Genomic DNA, 26,017 nt, shown 5'->3' with positions numbered 1-26,017 from the left:
ATGAATACTATAATAAAGAATGTTACTATATATGATGGATTGGGTTCGATTCCATTTATATCTAATCTATATATTAAAGAAGGAAAAATATTAAAAATTTCAATACATGAAGATGATAATTGTAATATTATTATAGATGGGGAAGGGTTGGCTGTATGCCCAGGTTTTATAGATGTACATAGCCATTCGGATTTAGAAATATTTAAAGAAGTCAAATTGAATTATGCAATTAGACAAGGAATAACTACAGAAGTAATAGGGCAAGATGGTATATCAGCAGCACCTTGTAATGAAAAGGTTAAAGAATATTTATATGATAAAGTAATGACATTTTCAGGCAAAACAGAAGACAAGAGAGTATGGGAAAATTTTAAAGAATATAAAAAATCTATTAGCGATTCAATGTATAGTGGCAAAGTAGAAAATTTATTAGGTCATGGAACAGCTAGGATGTTGGTTTCTAATGATCAAAATAGAAAGTTAACTGAAAATGAATTAGAAGAAATTAAAAAAATAGTTCGAAAATCAATGATAGATGGTGCGATAGGAATGTCTTTTAGTTTGATTAACTCACCGAGTAGTTTTGGCGATGAAGATGAGATAGTTGAATTATGCAAAGTTATATCAGAATATGATGGTATTGGAATGATGTATTTTGGCGATGAACAAAATTTACTGTTAGAATCTATTGACTTATTGGCTAGAATAGGGAGAAAAAGTAACGCTAGAATGCACATTTCACAATTAAAAGCTGTTGGCAATAGAAATAGTGGTAAAATGAAATTAGCTTTAGAAAAAATAGATAAGTATGTTAATGAAGGTATAGAGATAAGTTATGATTGTTATCCTTATATAGCAATAAATTCTCCATTAGATATTCTTTTAGGAAAGAGTTCATCTGATATTAATGAAATATTTGAAAAAGAAGACTTATATATAAATGCTATAAAAGAAGTAGATAGCAATATTGAATCTTATGGAGGAGAAGAAAATATAATTATAACTTCGTGTTTAAATAATAGTTGCTTCATAGGGAAAAGACTAAAAGAAATAAGGAATCAAATGGGGATTTGTTCATCAGAGGTAATATTAAAGCTATTAAAAGAAGATAATAATGCATTGGCACTTTTTTTTGCTATGAGTAATAGTGATTTAGAAACTTTGTTAAAACATCCACTTTTGTGTTTATGTACAGATGGAATAATATCAGATTTTCCACATCCGAGAGTATATGGGGCTTTCCCACGAGCTCTAGGAAATTATGCAGTAAAAATGAATCTTTTTCCATTAGAAGAGATTATAAGAAAAATGACAAGTGAACCAGCAAGAAAGTTAAGGTTATGGGATAGAGGAATATTAAGAGAAGGAATGTCTGCAGATATAGTATTATTTAACCCAGGTGAAATAAGAGACGGTAATTCATATATAAATCCTAAAAATTATCCTATTGGAATAAAAGCAGTTTGGGTGGATGGTATTATGAAATATGCTGATTTAAAATAGATACTAATAACTGTTATAATTATATAAATCAAGTTAAAATTTATAGCATCAAATTAGAGATGCTTATTAGAGAATTTACAAGGAGTAAATATGAAAAGATTAGGAATTTATGTTCATGTTCCGTTTTGCAAAAGAAAATGTAATTACTGTGACTTTTATTCAATTAAATGGAATAGAGAAGTTGAAGAGAGATATGTTAAATCACTAGTTAAAGAGATTAATAGTTATAATGGCATGGAATACGTAGTAGATACAATATTTTTTGGCGGAGGAACGCCAACCATTATAGAACCTCAAAATATTGAAAAAATAATACATGAAATAAAAAATAATTTTAAAGTTGATAAGAATTCAGAAATAACCATAGAAGCAAATCCAAACACCTTAACATACGAGAATTTATCTGTGTATAAAAAAGCTGGTATCAATAGGTTAAGTATTGGTGTTCAATCATTAAACAACAATATCTTAGAAAACATAGGTAGATTGCATAATAGTGAAGAAGCACTTTTAGCTATAAAAAGGGCAAAAGAAACTGGATATGAAAATATTAATGTAGATGTTATGTTCAATATACCAGGTCAAACTACGGAAGACATAGAAGAAACAGTTATCCAAATAATTGATGAAGAAGTTAACCATATATCATTTTACTCATTAAAGCTTGAAAAAGGTACACCAATGTTTTCAATGGAGAGAGACCATAAAATATTTATGCCAGAAGAAAATATTGAGAGGGAAATGTATTACACTGGTAGAAAAATTATGGAAGACAGAAAGATATATCAATATGAAATATCCAATTTTGCTAAAAAGGGATTTGAGTGTAAACATAATTTAAAATATTGGAATCAAGAAGAATACATAGGATTTGGACCATCAGCACATTCTTTTTTGAATAATGAAAGATATGGCAACGTCTCTAATATAAATGAATTTTGCAATAATGCTGAAAATAATATTTTTAATAGAAATATTCATGAATCTCTTAATGCTGAAGCGCTTGAGTTTGAATATATAATGCTAAAATTGAGATTAACAGAGGGCTTGAGCTTAAATATATTTAATCAAAAATTCAATATTGATTTTAATGATAAATATTCAAAACAGATCGAATATTTAATCGGAAATAAATTACTTATATATAATGAAAATAATATTAAATTAACTCAATTTGGTATGGATATTTCAAATTTTGTTTTCGAAAAGTTTATGATTTAGTTATAAATATGGAGTGTAATTTTTTATTGTTAGTATTATACTATTTTTTTGCAGGTGAAAAAGTTATCTTAATTTTTCCTTAATTTTTTTGCAAAAATTTCTGAAAAATTAATTTTCTCTATTGACAAAGTGATTGCAAAGTAGTATCTTATTGTCATAAGGATTAGCACTCAACTAACTAGAGTGCTAACAACGAGGTGAATAAAATGTCTTTGGATAATAGAAAAATCAAAATACTCAAGGCAATTATCTCAAGTTATATTGATAATGCAGAAGCAGTGGGCTCAAGGACAATATCTAAAAAATATGAGCTTGGAGTTAGCCCTGCTACAATCAGAAATGAAATGTCTGATTTAGAAGAAATGGGTTTTTTAGTTCAACCTCATACTTCATCTGGTAGAATACCCACAGATAAAGCTTATAGGTATTATGTGGACGATTTGTGGAAAAAATCATCTAATTCAAAGAATTCAAACTTAAGTGATATTATAAAAATTATAGATGAAGAAGCGCATGAAATGGATTCTGTTTTGAAAAATTCAGTTCGTATACTTTCACAATTTACTAAGTATACTTCATTCATTATTGCACCACATCTCAAGAAGTCAATAATAAAAAGGATACAGCTAGTTCCAATAGCTGAAACTAAAATTTTATTAATAATCGTTTTACAAAGCAATATTGTAAAGCAAGTTACACTAAAGTTAAATAGTCCAATTCCATTTTCTCAAATGGAAAGAATATCATCAGTACTTACAGAAAAGTTAAGCGGTTATAAGTTAGAAGATGTTAATTTAGAGCTAAAGGAAAATTTGGTCCATGAGCTGTACTCTCGGAGGGAAGATTCGGGAGATGCATTGATTGAACTTGTTCCATTTCTAATGAACCATATTAATAAACTAGAGGATACTAATGTATATTCAGACGGTATTACAAGTATTTTAAATTTACCAGAGTATGCTGACCATGAGAAGGCAAAAGAATTTATTTCATTTGTAGAAAATAAAGATAGTGTAGCGAGTTTAGTACAATTTGTTAGTAAAAATGATTTAGATATAAGTATTGGGCGTGAAAATCCATACGAAGAGCTTAGAGATTGTAGTTTAATAACAGCAACATATAAATTCAATGGAAAAATTATTGGTAAAATTGGTGTTATTGGTCCTACTAGGATGGATTATCAAAAAGTAATCTCTACAGTTAAGTCAATGTCTGATGCCATAAATGAAATAATTGATCAAAATTTTTCAAATGAAATATAAAAAGTTAAATATAATATAAAAAATATATATAGTAAATCAGACAATTATAAGGAGTGAACATAGTGGGAAAAAAGCCATTTGACAAAAAAACTTCCAATGAGAAAAAACTCGAAGAAGAATTATTAAAGGAAGAAGAGGTCAAAGAAACTGAACAAAAAAAAGAAAACACAGGGAGTTCAAGTGATTCATCAGGGGATGAAAGTGGTCAACAAAAAGAAGAAGAAATAGAAGAAAATAAAGATAAAGTTGACAACAATGAAAAAGAACCCAAAAGTGCAGAGGAAGAAAATTTGAATAATAAACTGTTAAGACTTCAAGCAGATTTTTTAAACTATAAAAATAGAACAGAAAAAGATAAATTTTCTACCTATGGCAATGCAGTTTCAGATGTAATTAAAGATTTATTGCCAGTATTAGATAATTTGGAAAGAGCAATTGAAGCTGAAAAATCAGAAGGTAATAGTTTTAAAGATGGTATAAAAATGATTTATACTCAATTTGTTGGACTTTTAGACAAAAGAGGGTTAAAAGAAATAGATGCATTGAATAAACAGTTTGATTACAATATGCATTATGGAGTATCATTTGATTCAGAAAGCAAAGAAGAAGATGGAACAATCATAGAGGTGTTGCAAAAAGGTTATATTGTAAATGATAAAGTTATTAGGCCATCTATGGTAAGGATAGCAAAAAAATAATGTAAAATATGCATTTGTTGCATACAGTGTAACGATAAAAATAACAATCTCAAAAATTTAAATTTTATATTAATTATCATGGAGGAAAAAAATGAGTAAAGTTATAGGAATAGACTTAGGAACAACAAACTCTTGTGTAGCTGTTATGGAAGGCGGCGAGGCAGTAGTTATTTCAAATATTGAAGGAAAAAGAACTACACCTTCAATCGTAGCATTTACAAAAGATGGAGAAAGATTAGTTGGAGAAACAGCTAAAAGACAGGCAGTTACAAACACTGATAGAACAATAGCATCAATAAAAAGAGAAATGGGTACTGATCACAAAGTTAAGATTGATAGTAAATCATATTCACCACAAGAAATATCAGCATTTATTTTACAAAAATTAAAATCAGATGCAGAGAGCTATCTTGGTGAAAAAGTTACAGATGCAGTTATTACAGTACCAGCATATTTTTCAGACAGTCAAAGACAGGCAACTAAAGATGCTGGAAAAATAGCAGGATTAGAAGTTAAAAGAATTATAAACGAGCCAACTGCAGCAGCACTAGCATATGGCATTGATAAAGAAAACCACATGCAGACAATTATGGTATTCGACCTTGGTGGAGGAACATTTGACGTTTCAATACTTGAAATAGGTGAAGGCGTATTTGAAGTTAAAGCTACAAGCGGAAATAATCACCTTGGTGGAGATGACTTTGACAAAGTAGTTATGGATTATTTAGCAGACCAGTTCCAAAAAGAAAACGGAGTTGATTTAAGAAAAGATAAAATGGCATTGCAAAGATTAAAAGAAGCTGCAGAAACAGCAAAAAAAGAATTATCAAGCGCAATGACATCAAACATTAACTTACCATTTATTACTGCTACTCAAGAAGGACCAAAACATATGAATATGGACCTTACAAGAGCAAAATTTAATGAGTTAACACATTTCTTAGTTGAAAAAACTGTTGAACCTGTTAAAAAAGCTATGTCTGATGCTAAATTAACAGCAAGTCAAATTGATAAAGTATTATTAGTAGGTGGTTCTTCAAGAATACCTGCAGTTCAAGAATCAGTAAAAAGATTAACTGGTAAAGACCCTGACAAAGGAATCAATCCAGATGAGTGTGTAGCTTTAGGAGCAGCAATTCAAGGTGGAGTATTAACAGGAGAATTTGGAACAGACATATTGTTAGTAGATGTTACACCATTATCATTAGGTATTGAAACAATGGGTTCTATATTTACTAAATTAATAGATAGAAATACAAGAATACCTTCAAAGAAAAGCCAAGTATTCTCAACAGCATCAGATAATCAACCTGCAGTTGATATCCATGTATTGCAAGGTGAAAGACAAATGGCTAGCGACAATATTTCATTAGGAAGATTCCAATTAACAGGTATAGTACCAGCACCAAGAGGAATTCCACAGATAGAAGTTACATTTGATATAGATGCTAATGGTATTGTAAATGTTAGTGCTAAAGATTTAGGAACTGGCAAAGAGCAAAAAATCACTATTACAGCTTCAACTAAAATGTCAGAAGCGGATATAGAAAAGAAAGTTAAAGAAGCTGAACAATATGCAGAAGAAGATAAGAAAAGAAAAGAAGAAATAGAAGTAAAAAATAATGCAGATAGTTTAGTATATCAAACTGAAAAAACATTAAAGGATTTAGATGGTAAAATTTCAGAAGAAGAAAAAGCTTCAGCTCAAGTTGTTGTAGATGAATTGAAAAAAGCCATTGAAAGCAATGATGTTGATCAAATTAAAGAAAAAACTGAAAAATTAACAGAAGAATTCAATAAACTTGCTCAAAAATTGTATGCACAAACTGGTGGAGCAGAAGGTCAATCAGAACAAGAATCAGCTGGACCAGAAGACGATGTAGTAGATGCAGAATTTGAAGAAGTAAACGACGACGACGATAACAAATAAGATGCCCTAACCCTATTTTTCAGAGTGTTTTTTCTGAAAAATAGCGGTAGGTCATTCGCAACGAGTTCCCAATTTATGCGAGCGATAGCGAGCGGATAAATTGGTGAACGAGACTGCGCAAATAATAGAATTAAGCTAAACTCATTTGGGTTTAGCTTAGTTCATGTAAGTACAGTGAGGTGGGGAAGAGAGTAATGGCAAAAAGAGATTATTATGAGATTTTGGGTATAAGTAAAACTGCCGATGACAAAGAGATAAAACAAGCATTTAGAAAACTTGCAAAGCAGTATCACCCAGACCTAAATCCTGACAATAAAGATGCAGAAGCAAAATTCAAGGAAGTAAATGAAGCCTATGAAGTTCTAAGCGATGCTGATAAAAAAGCAAAATATGATCAATTTGGTCATGCTGCATTTGACCAGAATCAAGGTTTTGGTGGTGGAGCAGGCTATGGAGATTTCAATGATATATTTGGTGATATATTTGGAGACTTCTTCGGTGGAGGATCAGGCTTCGGTGGTGCTAGAGCACAAAGAACAGGTCCCAAAGCAGGCTCGGATTTAAAAATTAAGCTTGATATAACATTTGAAGAAGCTGCATTTGGAACTAAAAAAGATATAAAAATAAGTAGAATAGAAAAATGTACTACATGTGATGGTACAGGTGCGAAAAAAGGAACAAATAAAAAGACATGTCCAACATGTAGTGGTGCAGGTAGCGTAAAAACAGTACAAAGAACACCATTTGGTCAGTTTGCAAGCACTAAGACCTGTTCAACATGTAATGGGACAGGTGAAGTAGTAGAAGAACCATGTACAGCATGCAATGGTTCAGGTAAAGAGAAAAAATCTAGGAAACTTTCAATAAATATACCTGCAGGAGTGGATACCGGTTCAGTAATACCTCTTAGAGGCGAAGGAAATCACGGAGAACGTGGAGGACCAGCAGGGGACTTATATGTATATTTAAATGTTAAGGAACATGAACTATTCGAAAGAGATGGAAATGATGTTTGGTGTGAAATACCAATTACATTTACAAAGGCAGTTATTGGTGGCAATATAGAAGTACCAACGATAGAAGGAAAAGTTAAATATGATATTCCAGAAGGTACACAAACTGGAACAGTATTCAGACTTAAAAATAAAGGAATTAAAAATCTTAGAGGTTCAGGCAAGGGTGACCAATATGTAAGAGTAAAGGTTACAGTACCTAAGAAGCTAACAGATAAGCAAAAGTCTTTATTGCAGCAATTTGCAGTTGAGATGGGCGAAAAAGATGAAAAAAATGATGGAGATAAAAAAGGCTTTTTTGGAAAAGTAAAGGATGCCTTTAAGGAATAAAATAGACGCTTTCGAGCGTCTATTTTTTGTTATGAAAACTTTTAAGTTTCTTTATTTGTATCTGGAATTTATCTCAATAAATATTATGAATAAAATTGACAAATGCAAATTTCGGTGTTAAACTAATCTAGTCACGGGGCAAAGTGACAATACATAATAGGCAAAAAAATTTGGAGGTAAGATCAATGAAATCAATTATTAGACTAAGAATGAGCGCACATGACGCACATTACGGTGGAAATTTAGTAGACGGAGCAAGAATGCTTGGTTTATTCGGAGATGTAGCTACTGAATTATTAATCATGAATGATGGAGATGAAGGATTATTTTGTGCATATGATAATGTAGAGTTCCTATCACCTGTTTTTGCAGGAGATTATATTGAAGCAGTAGGAGAAATAGTATCAGTTGGAAATACATCAAGAAAAATGAAATTTGAGGCAAGAAAAGTTATTGTACCTCGTACAGACATCAGTGCTTCAGCTTGTGATGTATTAGAAGAACCAATAGTGGTTTGTAGAGCATCAGGAACATGCGTAGTACCAAAGGATAGTCAAAGAAAAAACAAATAAATTAATAAGGCAAACTTGTTGAAAAACTAGGACGCAAAGCTATGAAGTCTAAAGTATATTAAAATACTATGATAGTTCGGCTGCAAAAATAATTCATTTATTTTTGCGGCTTTTTTAGTTACACAATAAAATTTATTATTCTAAAATTATATTTAATTTGACAAAATATTCAAATTAAATTATAATTAATCATTACATAAAGTGCTTATTGTAATATAGCTTAAACATTAAAAATATGAGGGTGAAATCATTGCAAAAACAAAACTTGAAATTAGGCGAGCTATTATTATATGCAGGTAAAATTTCTCATGAACAATTAAATGAGGCGTTGGAATACCAAAAGACAACCAAGATGAGACTTGGAGAAATCGTTGTCAATAAGGGGTGGTTAAAACCGGAAGAGATTGTAGATACTTTGGAACTCCAACTTGGATATCCTAAAGTTGATTTAAGTAAATATGAAATGAACTCTAATGTGGCCACATTAATACCTGAAAGTATAGTAAAAAAATATAAATTAATAGCAATAGATAAAAAAGACAACATGCTAAAAGTTGCCATGGTGGATCCTTTGAATTTTTTTGCTATAGACGATATAAAATTGTATACAAAAATGGATGTAATACCTTTTCTTGCTTCTGGTGCAGATATAGATAAAGTTATTGAAAGATACTATAGCAACGTATTGACTCAAAAGGCATTAAATGAATTTTCTGATACCTTCACTCCAACAGAAGATGATATGGGTGCTGAAGAAGAAATGCTGGAAGTTGCATCTGCACCAATAGTTAAATTAATAAACTCAATAATCGAACAAGCTATGAGAAGCAGAGCCTCAGATATACACATTGAACCTAGCCACAATGATATTAGGGTAAGGTTCCGTATAGATGGTGATTTAAAGGAGATAATGGTGCTGCCAAAATCAAATTTGTCAGCCATAACAACCAGGATAAAAATCATAGGAAGAATGGACATAGCAGAAAAAAGAATCCCACAGGACGGCAGAGTTGAGATGAGATTTAATGACAATGAAATTGACCTACGAATTTCTACACTGCCAACAGTATATGGTGAAAAAATAGTAATCAGAATTTTGGATAAGAGCAATTTCAATTTTACTAAAGAGGGTTTAGGCTTTAGCCAGGATAATTTAAATAAATTAAACAATATGATAGCACAGCCTTATGGGATGCTATTAGTTACTGGACCTACAGGAAGTGGTAAAAGTACTACACTTTATACAATTTTAAGAGAGTTGAATGTTCAGACTAAAAATGTAATCACTGTAGAAGATCCTGTTGAGTTCAAATTAAAAGGTATTAATCAGGTACATGTAAATCCAAAGGCAGGTCTTACATTTGCTGCAGGACTCAGGTCTATTCTTAGACAGGACCCTGATACCATAATGATTGGAGAGATCAGAGATTCAGAAACAGCAGAAATAGCAGTCAGAGCAGCTATTACAGGTCACCTGGTACTATCAACATTACATACAAATGACAGTCCATCAACTATTGCAAGACTTATAGATATGGGATTAGAACCATATTTAGTATCATCTGCTGTAACAGGAATCATATCTCAGAGATTAGTAAAACTATTGTGCCCGAAATGTAAACAAAAATATAAAGCAAGTGATTCTGAAAAGAAAATTTTGGGTATAGATAGTAAACAAGATATAACATTGCATAAGCCGGTTGGCTGTAACTCCTGTAATAACGGATACAGAGGCAGAGCAGCTGTTCACGAAGTAATGCTTGTAAATGAAAACATAAGAAGGCTTATAAACAAAGGCGCGAACACTGACGATATTAGACGTCAGGCTTTAGAAGACAAAATGGCTACATTATTACAATCATCAACTGATTTAGCCCTAAAGGGAGATACTTCATTTGAAGAAATAATGAGAGCAGGATATACGCTTGGATAAAAAAGGGATAAGGGGGAAAGCATGAACTTAATAGAATTATTGTGTATTGGAATTGAAAAAAATGCATCTGATGTACATTTAACTGTAGGACTGCCACCAACATTCAGAATAGATGGTCAATTGGTTTCACTTATAGAAAACAAATTAACGCCTGATGATACTTTAGATTTAGTAAAACAGGCATTAGATGAAAAAAGGCTGAATAAACTAAATGAAGACGGAGAAATTGACTTCTCATATTCTATACCAACTGTAGGTAGATTCAGAGTAAACGTATTCAAGCAAAGAGGAACCCATGCAATGGTTCTAAGAATAATTCCTCTTAAGATTCCATTAATGGATGAACTAGGAATTCCTCACGTAGTAAATGAATTATCAAAGTTGCCAAGAGGATTAATACTTGTAACAGGTCCTACGGGTAGCGGAAAAACCACTACATTAGCATCAATTATCAATAAAATTAATTCTGAAAGGAGATGTCATATAATAACATTAGAAGACCCCTTGGAGTATTTGCATAAACATAAAAAATCAATAGTAAATCAAAGAGAAGTAGGTTCAGATACTCTTAGCTTTGCTAACGGATTAAGAGGTGCATTAAGAGAAGATCCAGATGTAATTCTAGTAGGGGAAATGAGAGATTTAGAAACAATATCCATAGCCATAACAGCTGCAGAAACAGGACATTTGGTATTGTCAACACTACATACAAATGGCGCAGCTAAAACAATAGACAGGATAGTAGATGTGTTTCCGCCATATCAGCAACAACAGATAAGGGTTCAGTTGTCAGCGGTTATTGAAGCTGTTATATCACAGCAGCTTCTTCCGAAAGCAAGCGGCAGCGGTAGAATTGCAGCCCATGAAGTAATGCTAGCCACCCCAGCCATTAGAAACCTCATAAGAGAAGGCAAGAATCATCAGATAGACACATCCATACAAACAAGTGGAGCATTGGGTATGCAAACTATGGATACATCACTCATAAACTTATACAAAAGGGGTTTAATCACAAAAGTAACAGCAATCAGCCAAGCATACAACATGGATGCAGTAAAAAAGAAAATTTAGATGCCCTAACCCTATTTTTCAGAGTCTTTTTTCTGAAAAATAGTGGCAGGTCATTCGCAACGAGTTCCCAATTTATGCGACGTAAGGAGCAAATAAATTGGTGAACGAGACTGCGGAAATTCATAACTTATACAAGGCAGGTGATGATTTTATGCGATACAAATACAAATCAATATCAAATGATGGTCGTGAATCAGAAGGACTGTATGTGGGAGACAATGAGGCCGGTTTAATAGCCATGCTCAAAGATAAAAAAGAACTCGTAGTATCCATAGAGCGTGATATACAAAGCGAAGCCCAGATTGAAATATTTAAAAAGAAAGTAAAGAAAAAAGACCTGTCATTGTTTTGCAGGCAGTTTTATACCATGATAAGCGCAGGACTTGGTATAGTGCCATGTCTTGAGATACTTGTTTCACAAACTGAAAATAAGTCTTTTAAAAATGCAATTGCAGATACATATGAAGAAGTGCAAAAAGGTTCAACCCTGTCAGAATCAATGACACAGCATAAAGATGTATTTCCTACCATACTCATCAGCATGGTTGAAGCAGGGGAAGTAAGCGGTAACTTAGATACCATAATGCTTAGGATGGCAGAGCACTTTGAAAAAGAAAATAAAACAGAAAACAAAGTTAAATCTGCATTGGTATATCCAACGGTATTAGCTGTTGTTTCAGTTGCAGTGGTAGTATTTATGTTAGTGTTTATAATGCCAACATTTATCGGAATGTTTGAAGGAAGCGGCACCGAACTACCCGGGCCTACACAGTTTTTGATAAATTTAAGCAATTCAATGCAAACATACTGGTATATATACATGGCTGTAGTAATTGCAATAGTCATTGGCATATCAATGTACATGAAGACAGAAGAAGGAACCAGGTTTTTTGACAGTATGAAGCTGAGACTTCCCATAGTGAAAAAAACATCAACCATGCTTGTAACATCAAGATTCACAAGGACGTTATCAACTTTGTTATCATCAGGCATACCGCTGATACAGGCAATGGAAGTGGTTGCTAAGGTAGTAAACAATTCAATTATTGAAGAAAGATTGTTGTCCGGAATAGAAAGCATAAGAAAAGGCGTTTCACTTTCAAGAACCGTCAAGGATGTAGGTATATTTCCGCCAATGGTTGATTCAATGATAAAAATAGGAGAAGAATCAGGTTCTTTGGATGACATGCTTTACAAAACCGCTGATTTTTACGATGAAGAGGCAGAAGCAAGCATACAAAGGCTTACATCTATGATTGAACCTTTGATGATAGTGGTAATGGGTTTAGTAATTGGATTAATAGTAATAGCTATGTACTTGCCTATGTTTGATATGATGAACACAGTGTAATAATTATTGGCTTTAATTAAAAATTTACATATAAAGCAAAAAAATTAAAAGATATTAAAAATGGAGGAAGAGAAAAATGATTCAAATGTTTACTAAAAAGAGAAGAAAAGGTTTTACTCTTATTGAACTAGTTGTAGTTATTGCAATTTTGGGAATTTTGGCTGCGATAGCTGTACCAAGATTAACAGGTTCAAGGCACAAAGCTAACTGGTCTGCTCATGCAGCAAATATTAGAACAATTGAAAGTGCCATTATGATGTATCAAGCTGATACAGGAAATTTTCCTGCAGCTGGTGATGCTTCAGATCCCGGAGGAGCTTTAACACCTGACTATTTAGCTGAATGGCCAACTAAACCAGGTACTTATACCTTAGGAGCCGATGGAGCATTAACAGCTTCTCCAACAAAAGCAAATACAGAAGCTGCTCTTGCAGCATCGACTGTAACTACATTCCCATAAAAAATAAGGAAGTAACTGGTACCTGGTACTTAACTTATTCCTAAAAGCAAAACTTAAATGCAAAACACAAGAACTAAATAACAATGCTATTTAGTTCTTGTACCATTTTTTATAATTTGGAAAATATTATCTAGAAATTAACATACTAATATATTTATATGGATTAATGTGATTGTATTTTTCTACCACTGATAGTATTTAATTATAATATACTGTATGTAGTAAATTTATTAAAAGATTATTTTGAGAATAGATGAACTAATAATCTAATACGCAAACAGGAATGGAATTGTAAAACATGTATTTTCATTTGGACTTATTTTTTTATTATTTATTAGTAGCTGATTTATAGAATTTACTAAGAATCATTTGTAGGAAAGAGATTACTAAAGGATGTGTGGTTTTATGGATAAAATTAAATTTTTCAAAAAAGAACAAGGGTCAGCCTTAGTAATGGTTATAATTGCATTTATGGTAATAACCATTATTACTACCTCTGTTTTTGTTTTGGCTGGCAATAATACTAGACAGGTTGTATCTCAAAATGATGGCATGGAGTCATATTACATTGCAAGATCTGGAGCAGAAGCAACCTATCAGGCACTGTTGACGAGTTCCTCATTGCTTACACAATTTCAAAGCGGAAGTACTGTACAAACAGACACTATTACATTTGATGAAGGAACAGCTGAAATTACCGTCGAAGGATTTAATGAAGGCACAACCAGGAGAGTTAGAATAACATCTGTAGGTAAAGCAGCTGGAAAAAATGTTTCAAGAAAGTCAATACTTGAGTTTAATTACAACGGTTATGGTGATATTAAATGGTCCCGATAGGAAACGGAGGGAATAACAATGAAGAAGCATAGAATTAGAAATGGATTTACTCTGATAGAATTAATAATAGCAATGTCCATTATTGTTGTTATAATCTCTTTAGCCGGGTCAATGATGATTTTTTCTACCAAATCACAAGCTGCTGTAAGTAATGAATTCCAAATTCAGTCTGATATGAGACTAGCAAGTGAAATTGTCAATCAAGAGCTACGTTATTCATCGGCGGTTTTCATGTTGAATGAGCATCAGTTCGAAGACAGCAGTGACCTTAAGAGTGGATGGAGTTATTTTACATTAAGTGATGATGACAAGGAGATAGTTCATTATATTTGGGATAAAAGTACCAGCACACACAGACAAGTAAGTTTGGTCAGGGCTCAGGGTAGACTTCTCTATAGTCTTAACTTTAAAGGAGTTAACTCAGACTCCCAAATGATTGAATTTAAGCTTGACGGATATATTGACGGCAGCAGTGATACAAAGGTTTCAGTAAGCTCAATTTTAAATGCGCTTAATGCTGCATTGGTTGATGATTCCGGAACGCCTATTTCACCTTCCGTTACTCTTGCATATCGCTCAGATGATATACCTGATTCGGAAAAGGTTAAAATAGCCGTAACAATGGTTTTAGACAAATCCGGAAGTATGGGTTATGAGATGGGTGGTGGAAATCACGATGTTAGAATTTCAGTGATGAAAGAGAAGGCCAAGCAGCTGATTGATACATTAGCTGATATGGATAATGCATATATTTCATTGATACCATTTAGCACCAATGCAAATAATCCGGGAGCATTTTTAAAAGCCGCGGACAATAAAACTAGTTTAAAGAATAGTATTGATAGTTTAAATGCAAATGGAGGGACCAATGCGGGAGATGGATTAAGACGATCTTATTACCAGCATGTGGATTTTGTTGATCCAGATCATGAGGTGCTGCACTACACAATTCTATTGATGGATGGTAACCCGACATTTTGGCCGAGCCTAAATGGGAGTACCAATTATTACGGAACAGGCAATATAAGTAATTCAACAAGCGATATGGGAGGAAATGGCAGTACTACCATTAGTGGTTCCATGAGCTACATCGAATTATTTAGTAATGGATATATAAAGAAGAATGATAGCACACAAACAGTTTTTATGAAGACTTTTGTTATTGGTTTCACCGGTGTACCAGAAGAAGTCTCAAGAGCACAAGAAATTGCCAATTATCACAGCCACAGCACAGACGACAGAATAAAGGGTATGTATTATGCAGCTACAAACAGCGCTGAGTTGGAAGAAGTGTTTAACTCTATTGTGGATTTTATTCTTAGTGAAACCTGGCATATCTACGGACCAATATCATAGTTAGGAGGATATATATGCGTACTCGAAAAGGATTCACGCTAATTGAATTAATTCTTGCAATTGCTCTTTTGGGTATTCTTGCTATTAGTTTTATTTCAGTATTCCCTTCGCAATTGAAAAATATTTCATTTGGCGGAAATATAACTGAGGATGCATTTGAAGACCAAGGTGTCCTTGAAGAAATAATTTTTGATGTTAAATCGAGGATTCAGGATGGAGATTCGCTTAGTGATATACCGGAGTGGTCTGAGGCTCCTGATGTAGAGGTATTGGGGCAAACTGTTGCTATGCAAAAACTATACTATGAAAGCACAGGCTCAAACAGAGACATGACTGTTTATTTGTCTGAAAGATTAGCTGAGATAGAAGTTAGGAATTTACTGAATGTTCAAAATGTTTCAATAAAAGTAAGCAATGACCCTTTAAATCTTGTTGCAGATTTAACTACTGCTCCTTATCTTACGGCTATATATGATGATAACTCTGCTCAAGTAGGTTTTTTTGCTAATTTATTTAAATGGTGGAGAACTGAACCGGGAGTTGATCCTGCTACCTTAAAGTTTCCGGATGATTATGTGTTGATATCCGTGTCTCAGGATACGAAGATATTGACTAATTTATTGGACAATGTGGGGGCTAACAGCTATGTAGTTTTAACGGTTACTCCTGTTGATGTCAATGGATTCAGAGGCTCTTCTGTCATGAGTAGCAATAAGGTCTATGTAATGGGTGCTGAATGGAGAGTCGGAGCATTTCCTTGGGTAGATATTGATAATGATTATGAATATGATTCATCAGACTATGATCTTATTAAAGAGAGTGTTACTAATAAATTAGATGCAAGGAGTCCTTATCCTGATCCAAGTGATCCGTCAGTTAATTTAGACCTTACCGATGGAAGTTTGTTTGTTCCGATGAAAGTCAGTCCATCATATTCAAGTGAGCCTGGAAATGAAGCAATTGAAGTAGATGGTTCCGAAAAAATTGAATGGTTGATTGAAAGAAATATTAATTTAGCTAAAGATTTTACTGTTTTAAACGGAAGTGATATTAAAATCATTTCAGGGTTAGGCTCAAATGGGGGAACTGTTTTTATACATCCTTATGTTGAGCTTGATTCCAGCGGAGATCCTGTAGTTGTTGGAGGTGTACCTCAATTACTTGATACCGGAGTGTCCTTGAAGACCTCAGGAGATATTTTACTTGAGGCTGCAGGTAAAGGAAACGTGTATATGTACGGGAATGCTGAGTTGGAAGGAAACAACGTTTCTATAAAATCTCGAGGCAGTATTGGGATAAACAACTCTAGAATAGAGTCTGACGGCGATGTTATTTTAGACAGTGATGATGATGCATATATTACGGGTTCGAGAAAGATTACAATCAATGAGACTGATTTTGAAAGCTCAAACACAGGTTCCAAGATAATTGTCAACTCACCGGAAGATTTGTATTTCAAGGGAGGGAGCTGGTCTACTGAACAGACTTTGTATATTAACGAAGGGGATGCTGTATATTTTGAGAGAGGAGACAATCGCGTCAACAATCTTGGAAATCTTCATTTAGGCGATACTAGTCTCATAAAGTTTAAAACTTCTATGATAGATGATTTGTCTAATCAGCTAAGAATTAGGGTAGTTAAGGAATCCGATACAAAAATGAAACTGATTACACATAATTATTTTAGAAATATTGGTTATTCTACTGCATCGAATAATATAGTTTTTAATTTAGAAAATACTTGGAAGGACATTGGTAATTCGACAAGCAATATTGAGTTCTCTGCCTCTATTCTATCTGGAGATGGAGATGTTGACGATATTAAGTTTTCATTCGATGGGTCTGATATAATTAATATTGAGCAGAATACAAGTACACAGACAGACCTGACCAGGGTTCGACTTGAGTTTAGAGATAAATATTCCAATAGGCAAATTAAAGGGGTAGGCATATTCAGTTACGAGATTGATGCAAGCGGAAATGCAACAATTATTGTAGAAGAAGAATTGCCGGTTGATACCTATTTTATTACTTTCGATAGCAACGGTGGTACTCCGGTTGATGCAATGGAAAAAGCATATGGTGATCCTATTACAGCACCACCGGCACCTACAAGATTAGGATTCACATTTATTGGCTGGGATCCAGAGTTGCCTTCATATATGCCAAATTATGACTTTACTGTTAGAGCAAATTGGGAGCCGATTCAATATTATGTTACATTTTATGGAAATGGTGGCACACCGGTTGAATCAACAAAGTCAATTTACTATGGTAATTCTTACTCCTCCATAATGACTACGCCGTCTTACAGTGGATACCATTTTGATGGATGGTTTACAACAGCTAACGGTCCAGGTGAAGAAGTTTTATCGTCTGATATTTATTCATTGTTTGGAAACCAAAACCTCTATGCCAGATGGAGTAATAATAATTATACAGTAACCTTTGACAGCAATGGAGGAAGCACTCCAAATCCATCAACAAAGACGGTAGACTATGGAAATGAATATGGTAATCTACCTGAACCAACAAGAACGGGTTATACTTTTAATGGCTGGTATACGGAGCGAACCGGTGGAACTAGAATATACTCAAATACACAAGTTACAATAATTGGTAACCATACATTGTATGCACATTGGACTGGACGTACCTATACAGTAACCTTTGACAGCAATGAAGGAAGTACACCAAATCCAAGAACAAAGACAGTAACATTTGGTAGCACCTATGGTACATTGCCTAATGTAAGTAGAAATAGATATGATTTTGATGGTTGGTTTACGGATCAATCTGGTGGAACAAGAATAACTGAGAACACACAAGTTTATACAGATAGTAATCATACACTTTATGCTCATTGGAGTAGTAGTGGAGGTAGTTGTCCATTTGTATATTCATTTGATGGAACGGATTATAACTTTGAACACGAATCTATACCATTTTCAATTAGTAAAGCATTGGAAACAACATCATATGGAACTTTAAGAAAGCTTGAGTCAAAAGATGGAATATATAACGTAAGAATTGCTGAAAATCTTGATGAAAAATCCTTTATTAATGGATTCAGTCTTTATGCAGTTGATTATCCAAGGGATTCGGATGTAGAGTATGTGAAGGTTGACATAGATGGTAATCCTCATACAATTGCGGAAAAGCAATATCCGTTACGAATTGAAGAAAAAGTTACCGGTAATGATGTACTATATGAAGTAACGACGGATGGAGTATTAGCTGGCACTGATGTTAGACAAATGAACACAAAAGATTTCATGTCTATTTATGAAGTGGAATTTAATAAACCATCAAGTGAAGCAGAACTTGGAAAATTTATGATTTCTGTTCAAAAATCGTACTTTACTACAATTCTTGGGGAATATTACTTGGATAAAGTTAATGCAAAAAATGATTTCTGGTTGTTGGAAAAATTATTAGGCTTGCCACTGATAGAGAATCGATTTGAAGATTTCATGAAAGTAATAACTATGAATGTGGAAGTCTGGGACGGTAAGAAATGGATTGAACAGGGAAATATAAAGGCCGGAAGAGATTTGATGGAAGAATTCCTCGTGCCGATTGACTTATCACTTATTGATCCAAATACTGATAAAGTAATCATTAGACTTTCCCACGGAGCAGGATTGTTCGAGATTGAATCTGTGTCAATGGACTATTCAATCAATCAAATTGACAGAGTAAGAGAATTGAAGATATCTTCCGCATTATTTAATGAAGAGACAGATGTTTATAGTGATTTTAAAAAACATAATGACAACAAGAGAACAAAATTGATAAAGGGAGATATAATAGATTTAGAATATGTTGCACCTGAATTGGATGAAAACATGAATAGAGGTTATTATGTTGCATTGACTGGATATTACTATATGGATCCGGAGATTCGAGAAGTTTCAGATATACTTGAATCAGGTGATAAATCAACTATAACTAATATAAAAACCATACTTGATTCTATTAAAGGTATTTATGAAGATAATAGATCTGTGATTAAATGGTTATTCGGTTTGATGAAGGATTCTTTCAAAAAACCTTTAGATGACAAAGTAGAGCAAATAATTAAGAGCCAGTACAATGAAATAATGGAGTATTGGAATAAGAAATAGGCAGGGATTATTATATCCCTGTCCTTTCAGCAAAAAGTATTTAAAAGTATGAGAAAAGATTTTTAAATTATTGAACAACTAATAGGAGGGAACCAATGACACTATTAATTTTATTATACGGACTTATTATAGGCTCTTTCTTAAATGTATGTATATATCGGATACCAAGGGGTGAAAGCATTGCGTGGCCGGGATCTCATTGTCCTACATGCAGCCATAGCCTCAGCTGGTACGATAACATACCATTGTTTTCATATTTATTGTTAAAAGGCAAATGCAGGTATTGTAGGACTAGTATTTCAGCTCAGTATCCGGTAGTAGAATCGCTAAATGCTGTGCTGTACATAATTATGTATTTGAAATTTGGATTTGGAGCAGATTTTATATTTTATTCATTAATTTCCTCAGTGCTGCTCTCCATAATTTTTATTGATTTAAAGGAAATGATTATACCAGATAGTTTAGTGTTGAGTATTTTAGCCTTATCTGTTATACATAAAGCTGTTAATTATTTTTTTTATGGCATATCTTTGGAGTTAATTGACAGTTTCTTAGGACTAATATTAGCCGGGGGATTGTTCGCAGCCATTGTGATAATATCTCGCGGCGGCATGGGTGGAGGAGATGTCACCCTTATTGGTGCTTTAGGCTTTGTTTTAGGCGTTAAATACATATTATTATGTATATTCCTATCATTTATTTCAGGCGCAATCATTTCTATGGTTTTATTGGCTACAAAGATTAAAACACGGAAAGACCCTATTCCATTTGGGCCATTTATTGTTTTAGGATTTTTTATAACGTCTTTGTGGGGAAAGGTTATTATAAATTGGTATTTTAATATATTATTATAAGGGGTGATGACAATGGACTTGTTTAATAAAAAAATGACTATTTCTATTGAATTCTGTTCAGATGAGGTGAAAGTAGTAGAAGGAAGGTATAACAAGAAGAATATCATTATTAATAAGAGTTTTTCAATACCTGTACCTGATGGATTATATGTAGATGGAGTTATAAAAGATATGGAACAGTTTTCATATGTATTACAAAATGGGCTGTCAAAGAATAATATATCTCATGGTGAAGTATTTGGCGTAATAAATTCATCTAATATAATCATAAGAGAAATAAGGATTCCAAAGGTTGAAGAAAGCAAAATTGCTTCGATTTTAAAATACCAGCTAGATGAATATTTGCCGGTTGATCCTGAAGGCTATGTTGTTCAATATATTCCTCTTGACATTGTAGATGAAGAAGGTGTTGAAAAACAAAATATAATGTTGGTAGGAGTACCTAAGTTTATGGTTGAAACCCATCTAAATTTATTGAATAATTTAGGTTTGAAACCTGTAGTCTTGGATTATGCGGGTAATGCCATACGCAAATTAATAAGTTTCAGCGATAACATAAATGATGCATATGACAATGGTATTACCATTGCTTGCGTGGATTTAGAACAGGAGAGCACTGCACTTAACATTACTCATAAGGGACTAATGAGCATGTCGCGTGTAGTGAAGGCAGAAATAAGTGCTGTTGATGATGAAGAGAGCCCGTTTAAGACCTTGGATGAGTCCTATGATCAGGATGTTGCTGTAATTTCCAGCATCAAAAGCAATCTTGCAGTGGTACTTGATGGAATTGATATGGTATTTAGATACTATAATTCCAGAGAAGCCGATAATGATATTGAATTAGTTTTGATTTATGGAAGTTATTCTGATATTGACGGCATAGAGAGTCTCATGAGCAACTATTTAAATAGACAATGTATCAAACTTAACAGTCTTGATAAAGTAAAATTTAACGGCGACCTGTCAAAGTATGCTAATGCGATTGGCGCACTAATAAGAGTAAATGGGGTGAAGTGATGAGTGATCTTAATTTTTTTGAACCCTATATAGAGAAACGGGAATTCAAGTTTAATAGAATGGTTTTGTTAAACACGGTACTTGTACTTTGTATAGCAGGATTTGCAGCAAAAGGAGTATATAATCAATTCCATATATTTATGTTGCAAGGTCAAGTAGAGGGCAAACTAGAAGTTTCCCAAGACCCTAAAACAGTGAAAAAGTATAACGAAATAAAAGATCTTGAATATGAGATGACGGTTTTTAAAGAAGAAGTAGACAGGATTATTAAAATGGACAAAAATATTGCAAAAACTGACATTGTAAGTGAAGAGTTGATAACTGAAATTAAATCAAAGATGCCTGCAGATTTATTTATGACTAATTTTAGTGTAAGTGGTAGAAAAATGCAAATTTCCGGTATTGCAAAGGATAGCTATTCTATAGCAGAATTTAGCAAAAGCCTTAAAGTAGTTAAGGACGTTGAATCAGTTTTTTTATCAAGCATTAATAACAATAAAGAGGAAGGTAATTATAGTTTTGTTTTAAATACGACTTTTAAGGAGGTTAATATTGATGAACAAGAAATTCCAAATCAGTAAAATTAATTTAAGACCTCTTACTAAAAGTGAAAAGACATTGCTCATTTTGTTGGGAATAGTTTTAATTATCTATTTTTCAAATCGATTTGTATTCGTTCCGCAAGCTGAAGAAACCATAAGCTTAGAAACTGAAATTGTAGAACTAGACAATAAAATAGCTGATATGAACAATACAATAAAGAAGGAAGACAATATAAAAAAGGAATGGGAAATGCTGCATAGAGAGAGAGAGGAAATATTAAAAAACTATTTTCCTGTTCTTGATCAAGCTCAGATAATATATCTGTTAAACGATTTGATTGTTGATGACAGAGTAGCCATAAGTGATATAAACTTCAGTAATCCATCTGAAGAAACATTGGGAGAAATGGCTGTACGAAATATGAGTATTTCACTTCCATATAGCGGCAGTTATGATGGAACAATGGAAATTATTAACTCTTTAGGTTCAAGTCCTAGAAGGGTCGTAGTTGATAATCTAACTATGGATAGAGAAGGTGACTCTAATCTTTCGGGAAATATGACATTAAAGATATACAGCCTTGAAGGAATTGCAAAGACTGATCCGGATGTAATACATGTAGAGACTGTGGATGGTGACCGTGAAGGTTCCTTAATTGCTTCTTACGATGGATACAGCGATGCTGCTACATATGGTGTAGTTCAAGGTGGTGCTTACGGCAGTTCTTACGGCGGAGGCAAATCTGGTTCCAGCACTGCTATAAATGACAATGATTATGTTAAAGTGTATAGGCTTGATGATTTTGAAACCAGAAATTACAGCTTTATTCCATCAAATGAAAATATTAAAGGAAATGCTGAGCCTTCTACAATTAAAAAGTCCGGAAAATATTCTTTGAGATTTGAATACAATATGTTTGCCATTGGGCAAGAGAACAGAGCTTATGTGGATTTAGGACCTGGTATTGAGTTAAAGTTCCCTCCTGACACTATAAGTATGTGGGTTGATGCTTTTGGATATTCTCCTGGAACATTGGGTTTAAGGTTTAGAACTCAGGATGGTGAAGATATAGATGTAGTTGCATCTCGAGGTATATCTTGGTTAGGATGGTCTGAAGTAGAGGCTGCTACACCACAGGATTTAGATTTATATCCATTGACATTGACGCATATATATTTTGAAATGCCATTTAACAGAGATGATATAGGAGTATTTCTAATCGACAAGCTTCAAGCCTTTTACCCTGTTAATGAAGATTCACAAGGTAACAATCAGCCAATCTATGATTTCTATGTTGTTAAACCCGGTGACTCAGTAACAAGCATTTCAAGGCAGATATATGGCACTATAAATTATAAGAATGAAATTTTGACAAACAATAGCTTGACTTCCGGCGACATATTACCGGTAGGAAAAGTATTAGTACTTGTAAGGAGGTAGGGCGGATGAAAATTACAAATAAAATAATATCAATTTTGATAGTTTTGTTAATGCTTTTTAATACCGGAACAGTCTTTGCTGCTATTGATACGGATAGCTTAAGCTATGAGGCTGGATATGAAGCAGGTTATGACTACGGCTATGATAGAAAGGATAAGGATACAAAATTATCAGCAAATGATGCATATCAAGATAAATATAAAGACTCTCGAGCCCACCGTTCTCTTAAAAATAAGATAGAAAATTACAAAGAGAGTGAATTTAAAAACGGGTTTATCGACGGATATTTGGATGCTTTTGATGATAAAAGCAATGCAAATGATGAAACAGATTATCCTTCTGCTTTGGGTGAAGCTCTCGGAGTAATATATGGTGCGAGAGATTATCAGAAGGGTAAAGACTCTGATTGGAGAGCTGCGCTTCCCATAAGTACCAACATTAGCAAAATGTTTGAATTAGATAAACAAAGTTCATCTTACAGAGGTGCATTTATTACAGAATTTACAAAGGCTTTTAATGAAGGGTATGCTGAGGCTTATGACACAGCTGCCTACGAGCCTGCTTTGGTGTCATTAGAGCAAGGTTTTATGGATGGGGAAGACGTTGGTATGATTGTTGGAGCTCCCTATGGTGCAAAAGATTTTTATGCAGGCAAGGATTTAGAGTTTAAAAGAGATTTGCCTTCAAGAAATGAAATTATAAAACAATATTCTTTGAATAATGATGATCTTGACTATGAGGATGGATTCATATCGGGATTTATCAGTGCATATGAAGAATCCTATAATCAAGGATATAGAGAATCAAATATGAATGATGGTTTACAAAAGGCAACATCAGAGATTATACCTATTTCAGGAGGAACTGCAGTAACTGAAGATAAGAGGTTTACGGTGGAAGTTCCTTCCGGCACATATTACCATGATGTAAACTTAAGTATTATTACTTCTTTTGATGTGAGGAAAACAAATTATAGCAATTTAATTAAAGCATCAGACAGTTATACTATTGAGCTTTCAAATCTATCCGGAAATATAAATGAAAGCAAATCTATAGAACTTTCCTTTGAATATTATGGAGATAAATTTAAAGGTGGTATTTATAGAATGGATGGCAATAACTGGTTATACATACCAACAAACGTTAAAGACGGCAAAATGAGTGCAAAGATTAACCCTAAAATGTTAAATTCTAATGGCACAACCTTTAGCGCATTTGTAGATGAAAATACTCAAGCTTTCCGTGATGTATTGGGACATTGGGCGAATGATGAAATAGATGCCTATGTAAGACGAGGTATTATCAGTGGCTACAGCGATATGTCATTTAGGCCGGACAATAATATTACAAGAGCTGAGTTTTTAACATTATTAAGCAGAGTTTATAATTGGAATATAAATACGTATCCTGGCAGTACAACTGTCTTTAAGGATGCTAGTACATTTGGCTATTACATAAATGTTATAAACTATGCTACTTATCATAACTATATATCTGGTTATGGTGATGGTACATTTAAACCGAAAAATTTAATCACCTATACAGAAGTTCAAACCATCATGAACAGAGTTTTATATTATGGAAATTTCAGATGGTCTGATATAGCTAATAATATGCTATACGAAAAAAAGGTACGTTCTAACAGCTTTAACAGTATGAACAATAAAATTACTAGAGCAGAGGTAGCCTATATGCTCTATAATACAACGGAATAAATAGGTGACAGTGGAGATATGTACTATCTTCCCATTTACCCAGGCGAATTTGGTCTAATTAGTGGAGGCGGGCTTTTTTTTTAAAAGGTCCGTCCCTTTTGTTTTATCGATTTTTACCAATAAAAAAAAGGACAGTATGGATAGGTACTATCTTTCTATCTAATTAATTATATTAATTTTATAAACAAATTAAATAAAATACATATAAATGAATTTTTATTAACAATAATTGTTTTGACATATTATGACAAATTTATTATAATCAATGTATAAAATTTATAATTAATCACAAGAAGGAGTAGGACAAGTTGATTTTTGTGCAATAGCAAATATTTAAAAGGTGGATTATAGAAAGTAGGAAAAGATGAAGAGATTATTTGGTATAGATGGCTTAACAATAGTAGAAATAATTATTTCTCTTGCTATATTAGGAATTGTCATATGCCCTTTAATGTCTATGTTCATTTTTTCTCAAAAGCTAAATAATGAAAGTGAGATAGAGTATAAATCTATATTGCAAGCTCAAAATTACATGGAAGAAATACAAGCAATGGATACTCTTGATACTACTAATTATCAATTCAACAGTGAAAACGATTACTATAAAAGGATAATAAATGAATCTGTAAATAATTACAGTACAGAAATAATTATTAAACCTGATAGCCGCAATATGATTTTTAACATTGAAATAGTTTTGAAGCATGATGGGCAAGTGATCAATAAACTGAAAGGAAGTAAGATATTTAACTACGAATTTTTATGTGATGGGTGTTGATAG

The 26,017-nt window shown here is 33.1% G+C and carries 20 protein-coding genes and 1 riboswitch; all 20 genes read left to right on the top strand.

The features are described 5' to 3' along the window. The 20 genes from J2Z76_RS15915 (at position 1) to J2Z76_RS15820 (ending at position 26,014) form a co-directional block, all read left to right on the top strand. Positions 1-1,503 (top strand): N-acyl-D-amino-acid deacylase family protein, encoded by a 1,503-nt coding sequence (locus J2Z76_RS15915; RefSeq protein WP_209513051.1) that lies wholly within the window; start codon positions 1-3, stop codon positions 1,501-1,503. 90 nt (positions 1,504-1,593) lie between these two features. Further along, positions 1,594-2,724, top strand: coding sequence for a radical SAM family heme chaperone HemW (gene hemW / locus J2Z76_RS15910; protein WP_209513050.1), 1,131 nt, complete (start codon positions 1,594-1,596; stop codon positions 2,722-2,724). A gap of 206 nt (positions 2,725-2,930) precedes the next feature. Next, positions 2,931-3,986 carry a heat-inducible transcriptional repressor HrcA gene (gene hrcA / locus J2Z76_RS15905; RefSeq protein WP_209513049.1) on the top strand — a complete coding sequence of 352 codons (1,056 nt, stop codon included), beginning with the start codon at positions 2,931-2,933 and terminating at the stop codon, positions 3,984-3,986. A gap of 62 nt (positions 3,987-4,048) precedes the next feature. After that, a complete protein-coding gene (gene grpE / locus J2Z76_RS15900) occupies positions 4,049-4,684 on the top strand; it encodes a nucleotide exchange factor GrpE (RefSeq protein WP_209513048.1) in 636 nt (211 codons plus the stop codon). A 91-nt stretch (positions 4,685-4,775) separates the two neighbouring features. Continuing rightward, positions 4,776-6,614: a molecular chaperone DnaK gene (gene dnaK, locus J2Z76_RS15895; protein WP_209513047.1), complete on the top strand. Its 1,839-nt coding sequence runs from the start codon at positions 4,776-4,778 to the stop codon at positions 6,612-6,614. 194 nt (positions 6,615-6,808) lie between these two features. Beyond that, a complete protein-coding gene (dnaJ, locus tag J2Z76_RS15890; protein WP_209513046.1) occupies positions 6,809-7,957 on the top strand; it encodes a molecular chaperone DnaJ in 1,149 nt (382 codons plus the stop codon). A 185-nt stretch (positions 7,958-8,142) separates the two neighbouring features. After that, positions 8,143-8,529, top strand: a complete 387-nt coding sequence (gene kal / locus J2Z76_RS15885; RefSeq protein WP_209513045.1) for a 3-aminobutyryl-CoA ammonia lyase — start codon at positions 8,143-8,145, stop codon at positions 8,527-8,529. Next, positions 8,528-8,617: riboswitch (cyclic di-GMP riboswitch) on the top strand. (Overlaps the previous gene by 2 nt.) Before the next feature lie 162 nt (positions 8,618-8,779). Next, a complete protein-coding gene (locus tag J2Z76_RS15880; RefSeq protein WP_245210493.1) occupies positions 8,780-10,462 on the top strand; it encodes a GspE/PulE family protein in 1,683 nt (560 codons plus the stop codon). Between the two features lie 21 nt (positions 10,463-10,483). Further along, complete coding sequence (locus J2Z76_RS15875) at positions 10,484-11,533, top strand: type IV pilus twitching motility protein PilT (protein ID WP_209513043.1); 1,050 nt, start codon at positions 10,484-10,486, stop codon at positions 11,531-11,533. A 100-nt stretch (positions 11,534-11,633) separates the two neighbouring features. Next, on the top strand, positions 11,634-12,884 hold the full coding sequence (locus J2Z76_RS15870) for a type II secretion system F family protein (protein WP_342455060.1): 1,251 nt from the start codon (positions 11,634-11,636) through the stop codon (positions 12,882-12,884). Positions 12,885-12,960: 76 nt separating this feature from the next. Then, on the top strand, positions 12,961-13,344 hold the full coding sequence (locus J2Z76_RS16915) for a type II secretion system protein (protein ID WP_280922429.1): 384 nt from the start codon (positions 12,961-12,963) through the stop codon (positions 13,342-13,344). Between the two features lie 405 nt (positions 13,345-13,749). Continuing rightward, the gene (locus tag J2Z76_RS15860; protein ID WP_209513042.1) at positions 13,750-14,181 is read left to right on the top strand and encodes a hypothetical protein; all 432 of its coding nucleotides are present in this window, start codon (positions 13,750-13,752) and stop codon (positions 14,179-14,181) included. Between the two features lie 18 nt (positions 14,182-14,199). Beyond that, positions 14,200-15,537 (top strand): vWA domain-containing protein, encoded by a 1,338-nt coding sequence (locus J2Z76_RS15855; RefSeq protein WP_209513070.1) that lies wholly within the window; start codon positions 14,200-14,202, stop codon positions 15,535-15,537. Between the two features lie 14 nt (positions 15,538-15,551). Further along, a complete protein-coding gene (locus tag J2Z76_RS15850) occupies positions 15,552-19,664 on the top strand; it encodes an InlB B-repeat-containing protein (protein WP_209513041.1) in 4,113 nt (1,370 codons plus the stop codon). A gap of 95 nt (positions 19,665-19,759) precedes the next feature. Further along, positions 19,760-20,518, top strand: coding sequence for a prepilin peptidase (locus J2Z76_RS15845; protein ID WP_209513040.1), 759 nt, complete (start codon positions 19,760-19,762; stop codon positions 20,516-20,518). Positions 20,519-20,530: 12 nt separating this feature from the next. Further along, positions 20,531-21,538, top strand: coding sequence for a type IV pilus biogenesis protein PilM (pilM, locus tag J2Z76_RS15840; RefSeq protein WP_209513039.1), 1,008 nt, complete (start codon positions 20,531-20,533; stop codon positions 21,536-21,538). Then, positions 21,538-22,119, top strand: coding sequence for a PilN domain-containing protein (locus J2Z76_RS15835; protein ID WP_209513038.1), 582 nt, complete (start codon positions 21,538-21,540; stop codon positions 22,117-22,119). The genes pilM and J2Z76_RS15835 overlap by 1 nt, the downstream gene beginning before the upstream one ends. Then, on the top strand, positions 22,094-23,521 hold the full coding sequence (locus tag J2Z76_RS15830) for a LysM peptidoglycan-binding domain-containing protein (RefSeq protein WP_209513037.1): 1,428 nt from the start codon (positions 22,094-22,096) through the stop codon (positions 23,519-23,521). Before J2Z76_RS15835 ends, J2Z76_RS15830 begins: the two co-directional genes overlap by 26 nt. 5 nt (positions 23,522-23,526) lie before the next feature. Next, positions 23,527-25,236 (top strand): S-layer homology domain-containing protein, encoded by a 1,710-nt coding sequence (locus tag J2Z76_RS15825; RefSeq protein WP_209513036.1) that lies wholly within the window; start codon positions 23,527-23,529, stop codon positions 25,234-25,236. Positions 25,237-25,600: 364 nt separating this feature from the next. Next, positions 25,601-26,014: a type IV pilus modification PilV family protein gene (locus J2Z76_RS15820; protein ID WP_209513035.1), complete on the top strand. Its 414-nt coding sequence runs from the start codon at positions 25,601-25,603 to the stop codon at positions 26,012-26,014. The last annotated feature ends 3 nt before the right edge of the window (positions 26,015-26,017 follow it).

It is taken from the genome of Sedimentibacter acidaminivorans (assembly GCF_017873955.1).
Classification (GTDB): domain Bacteria; phylum Bacillota; class Clostridia; order Tissierellales; family Sedimentibacteraceae; genus Sedimentibacter; species Sedimentibacter acidaminivorans.
The sequence above is the reverse complement of the archived record's forward strand: the minus strand, read 5'-3'. Positions and strand labels throughout refer to the sequence as shown.

Bases quoted from the DNA above. Each gene is read 5' to 3' on its own strand.
- J2Z76_RS15820 (WP_209513035.1), top strand. From the start codon at position 25,601: ATGAAGAGATTATTTGGTATAGATGGCTTAACAATAGTAGAAATAATT.
- J2Z76_RS16915 (WP_280922429.1), top strand. From the start codon at position 12,961: ATGATTCAAATGTTTACTAAAAAGAGAAGAAAAGGTTTTACTCTTATT.
- J2Z76_RS15860 (WP_209513042.1), top strand. From the start codon at position 13,750: ATGGATAAAATTAAATTTTTCAAAAAAGAACAAGGGTCAGCCTTAGTA.
- kal (WP_209513045.1), top strand. From the start codon at position 8,143: ATGAAATCAATTATTAGACTAAGAATGAGCGCACATGACGCACATTAC.
- J2Z76_RS15825 (WP_209513036.1), top strand. From the start codon at position 23,527: ATGAAAATTACAAATAAAATAATATCAATTTTGATAGTTTTGTTAATG.
- hemW (WP_209513050.1), top strand. From the start codon at position 1,594: ATGAAAAGATTAGGAATTTATGTTCATGTTCCGTTTTGCAAAAGAAAA.
- hrcA (WP_209513049.1), top strand. From the start codon at position 2,931: ATGTCTTTGGATAATAGAAAAATCAAAATACTCAAGGCAATTATCTCA.
- J2Z76_RS15830 (WP_209513037.1), top strand. From the start codon at position 22,094: ATGAACAAGAAATTCCAAATCAGTAAAATTAATTTAAGACCTCTTACT.
- dnaK (WP_209513047.1), top strand. From the start codon at position 4,776: ATGAGTAAAGTTATAGGAATAGACTTAGGAACAACAAACTCTTGTGTA.
- pilM (WP_209513039.1), top strand. From the start codon at position 20,531: ATGGACTTGTTTAATAAAAAAATGACTATTTCTATTGAATTCTGTTCA.
- J2Z76_RS15845 (WP_209513040.1), top strand. From the start codon at position 19,760: ATGACACTATTAATTTTATTATACGGACTTATTATAGGCTCTTTCTTA.
- J2Z76_RS15915 (WP_209513051.1), top strand. From the start codon at position 1: ATGAATACTATAATAAAGAATGTTACTATATATGATGGATTGGGTTCG.
- J2Z76_RS15850 (WP_209513041.1), top strand. From the start codon at position 15,552: ATGCGTACTCGAAAAGGATTCACGCTAATTGAATTAATTCTTGCAATT.
- J2Z76_RS15835 (WP_209513038.1), top strand. From the start codon at position 21,538: ATGAGTGATCTTAATTTTTTTGAACCCTATATAGAGAAACGGGAATTC.
- J2Z76_RS15875 (WP_209513043.1), top strand. From the start codon at position 10,484: ATGAACTTAATAGAATTATTGTGTATTGGAATTGAAAAAAATGCATCT.
- J2Z76_RS15855 (WP_209513070.1), top strand. From the start codon at position 14,200: ATGAAGAAGCATAGAATTAGAAATGGATTTACTCTGATAGAATTAATA.
- dnaJ (WP_209513046.1), top strand. From the start codon at position 6,809: ATGGCAAAAAGAGATTATTATGAGATTTTGGGTATAAGTAAAACTGCC.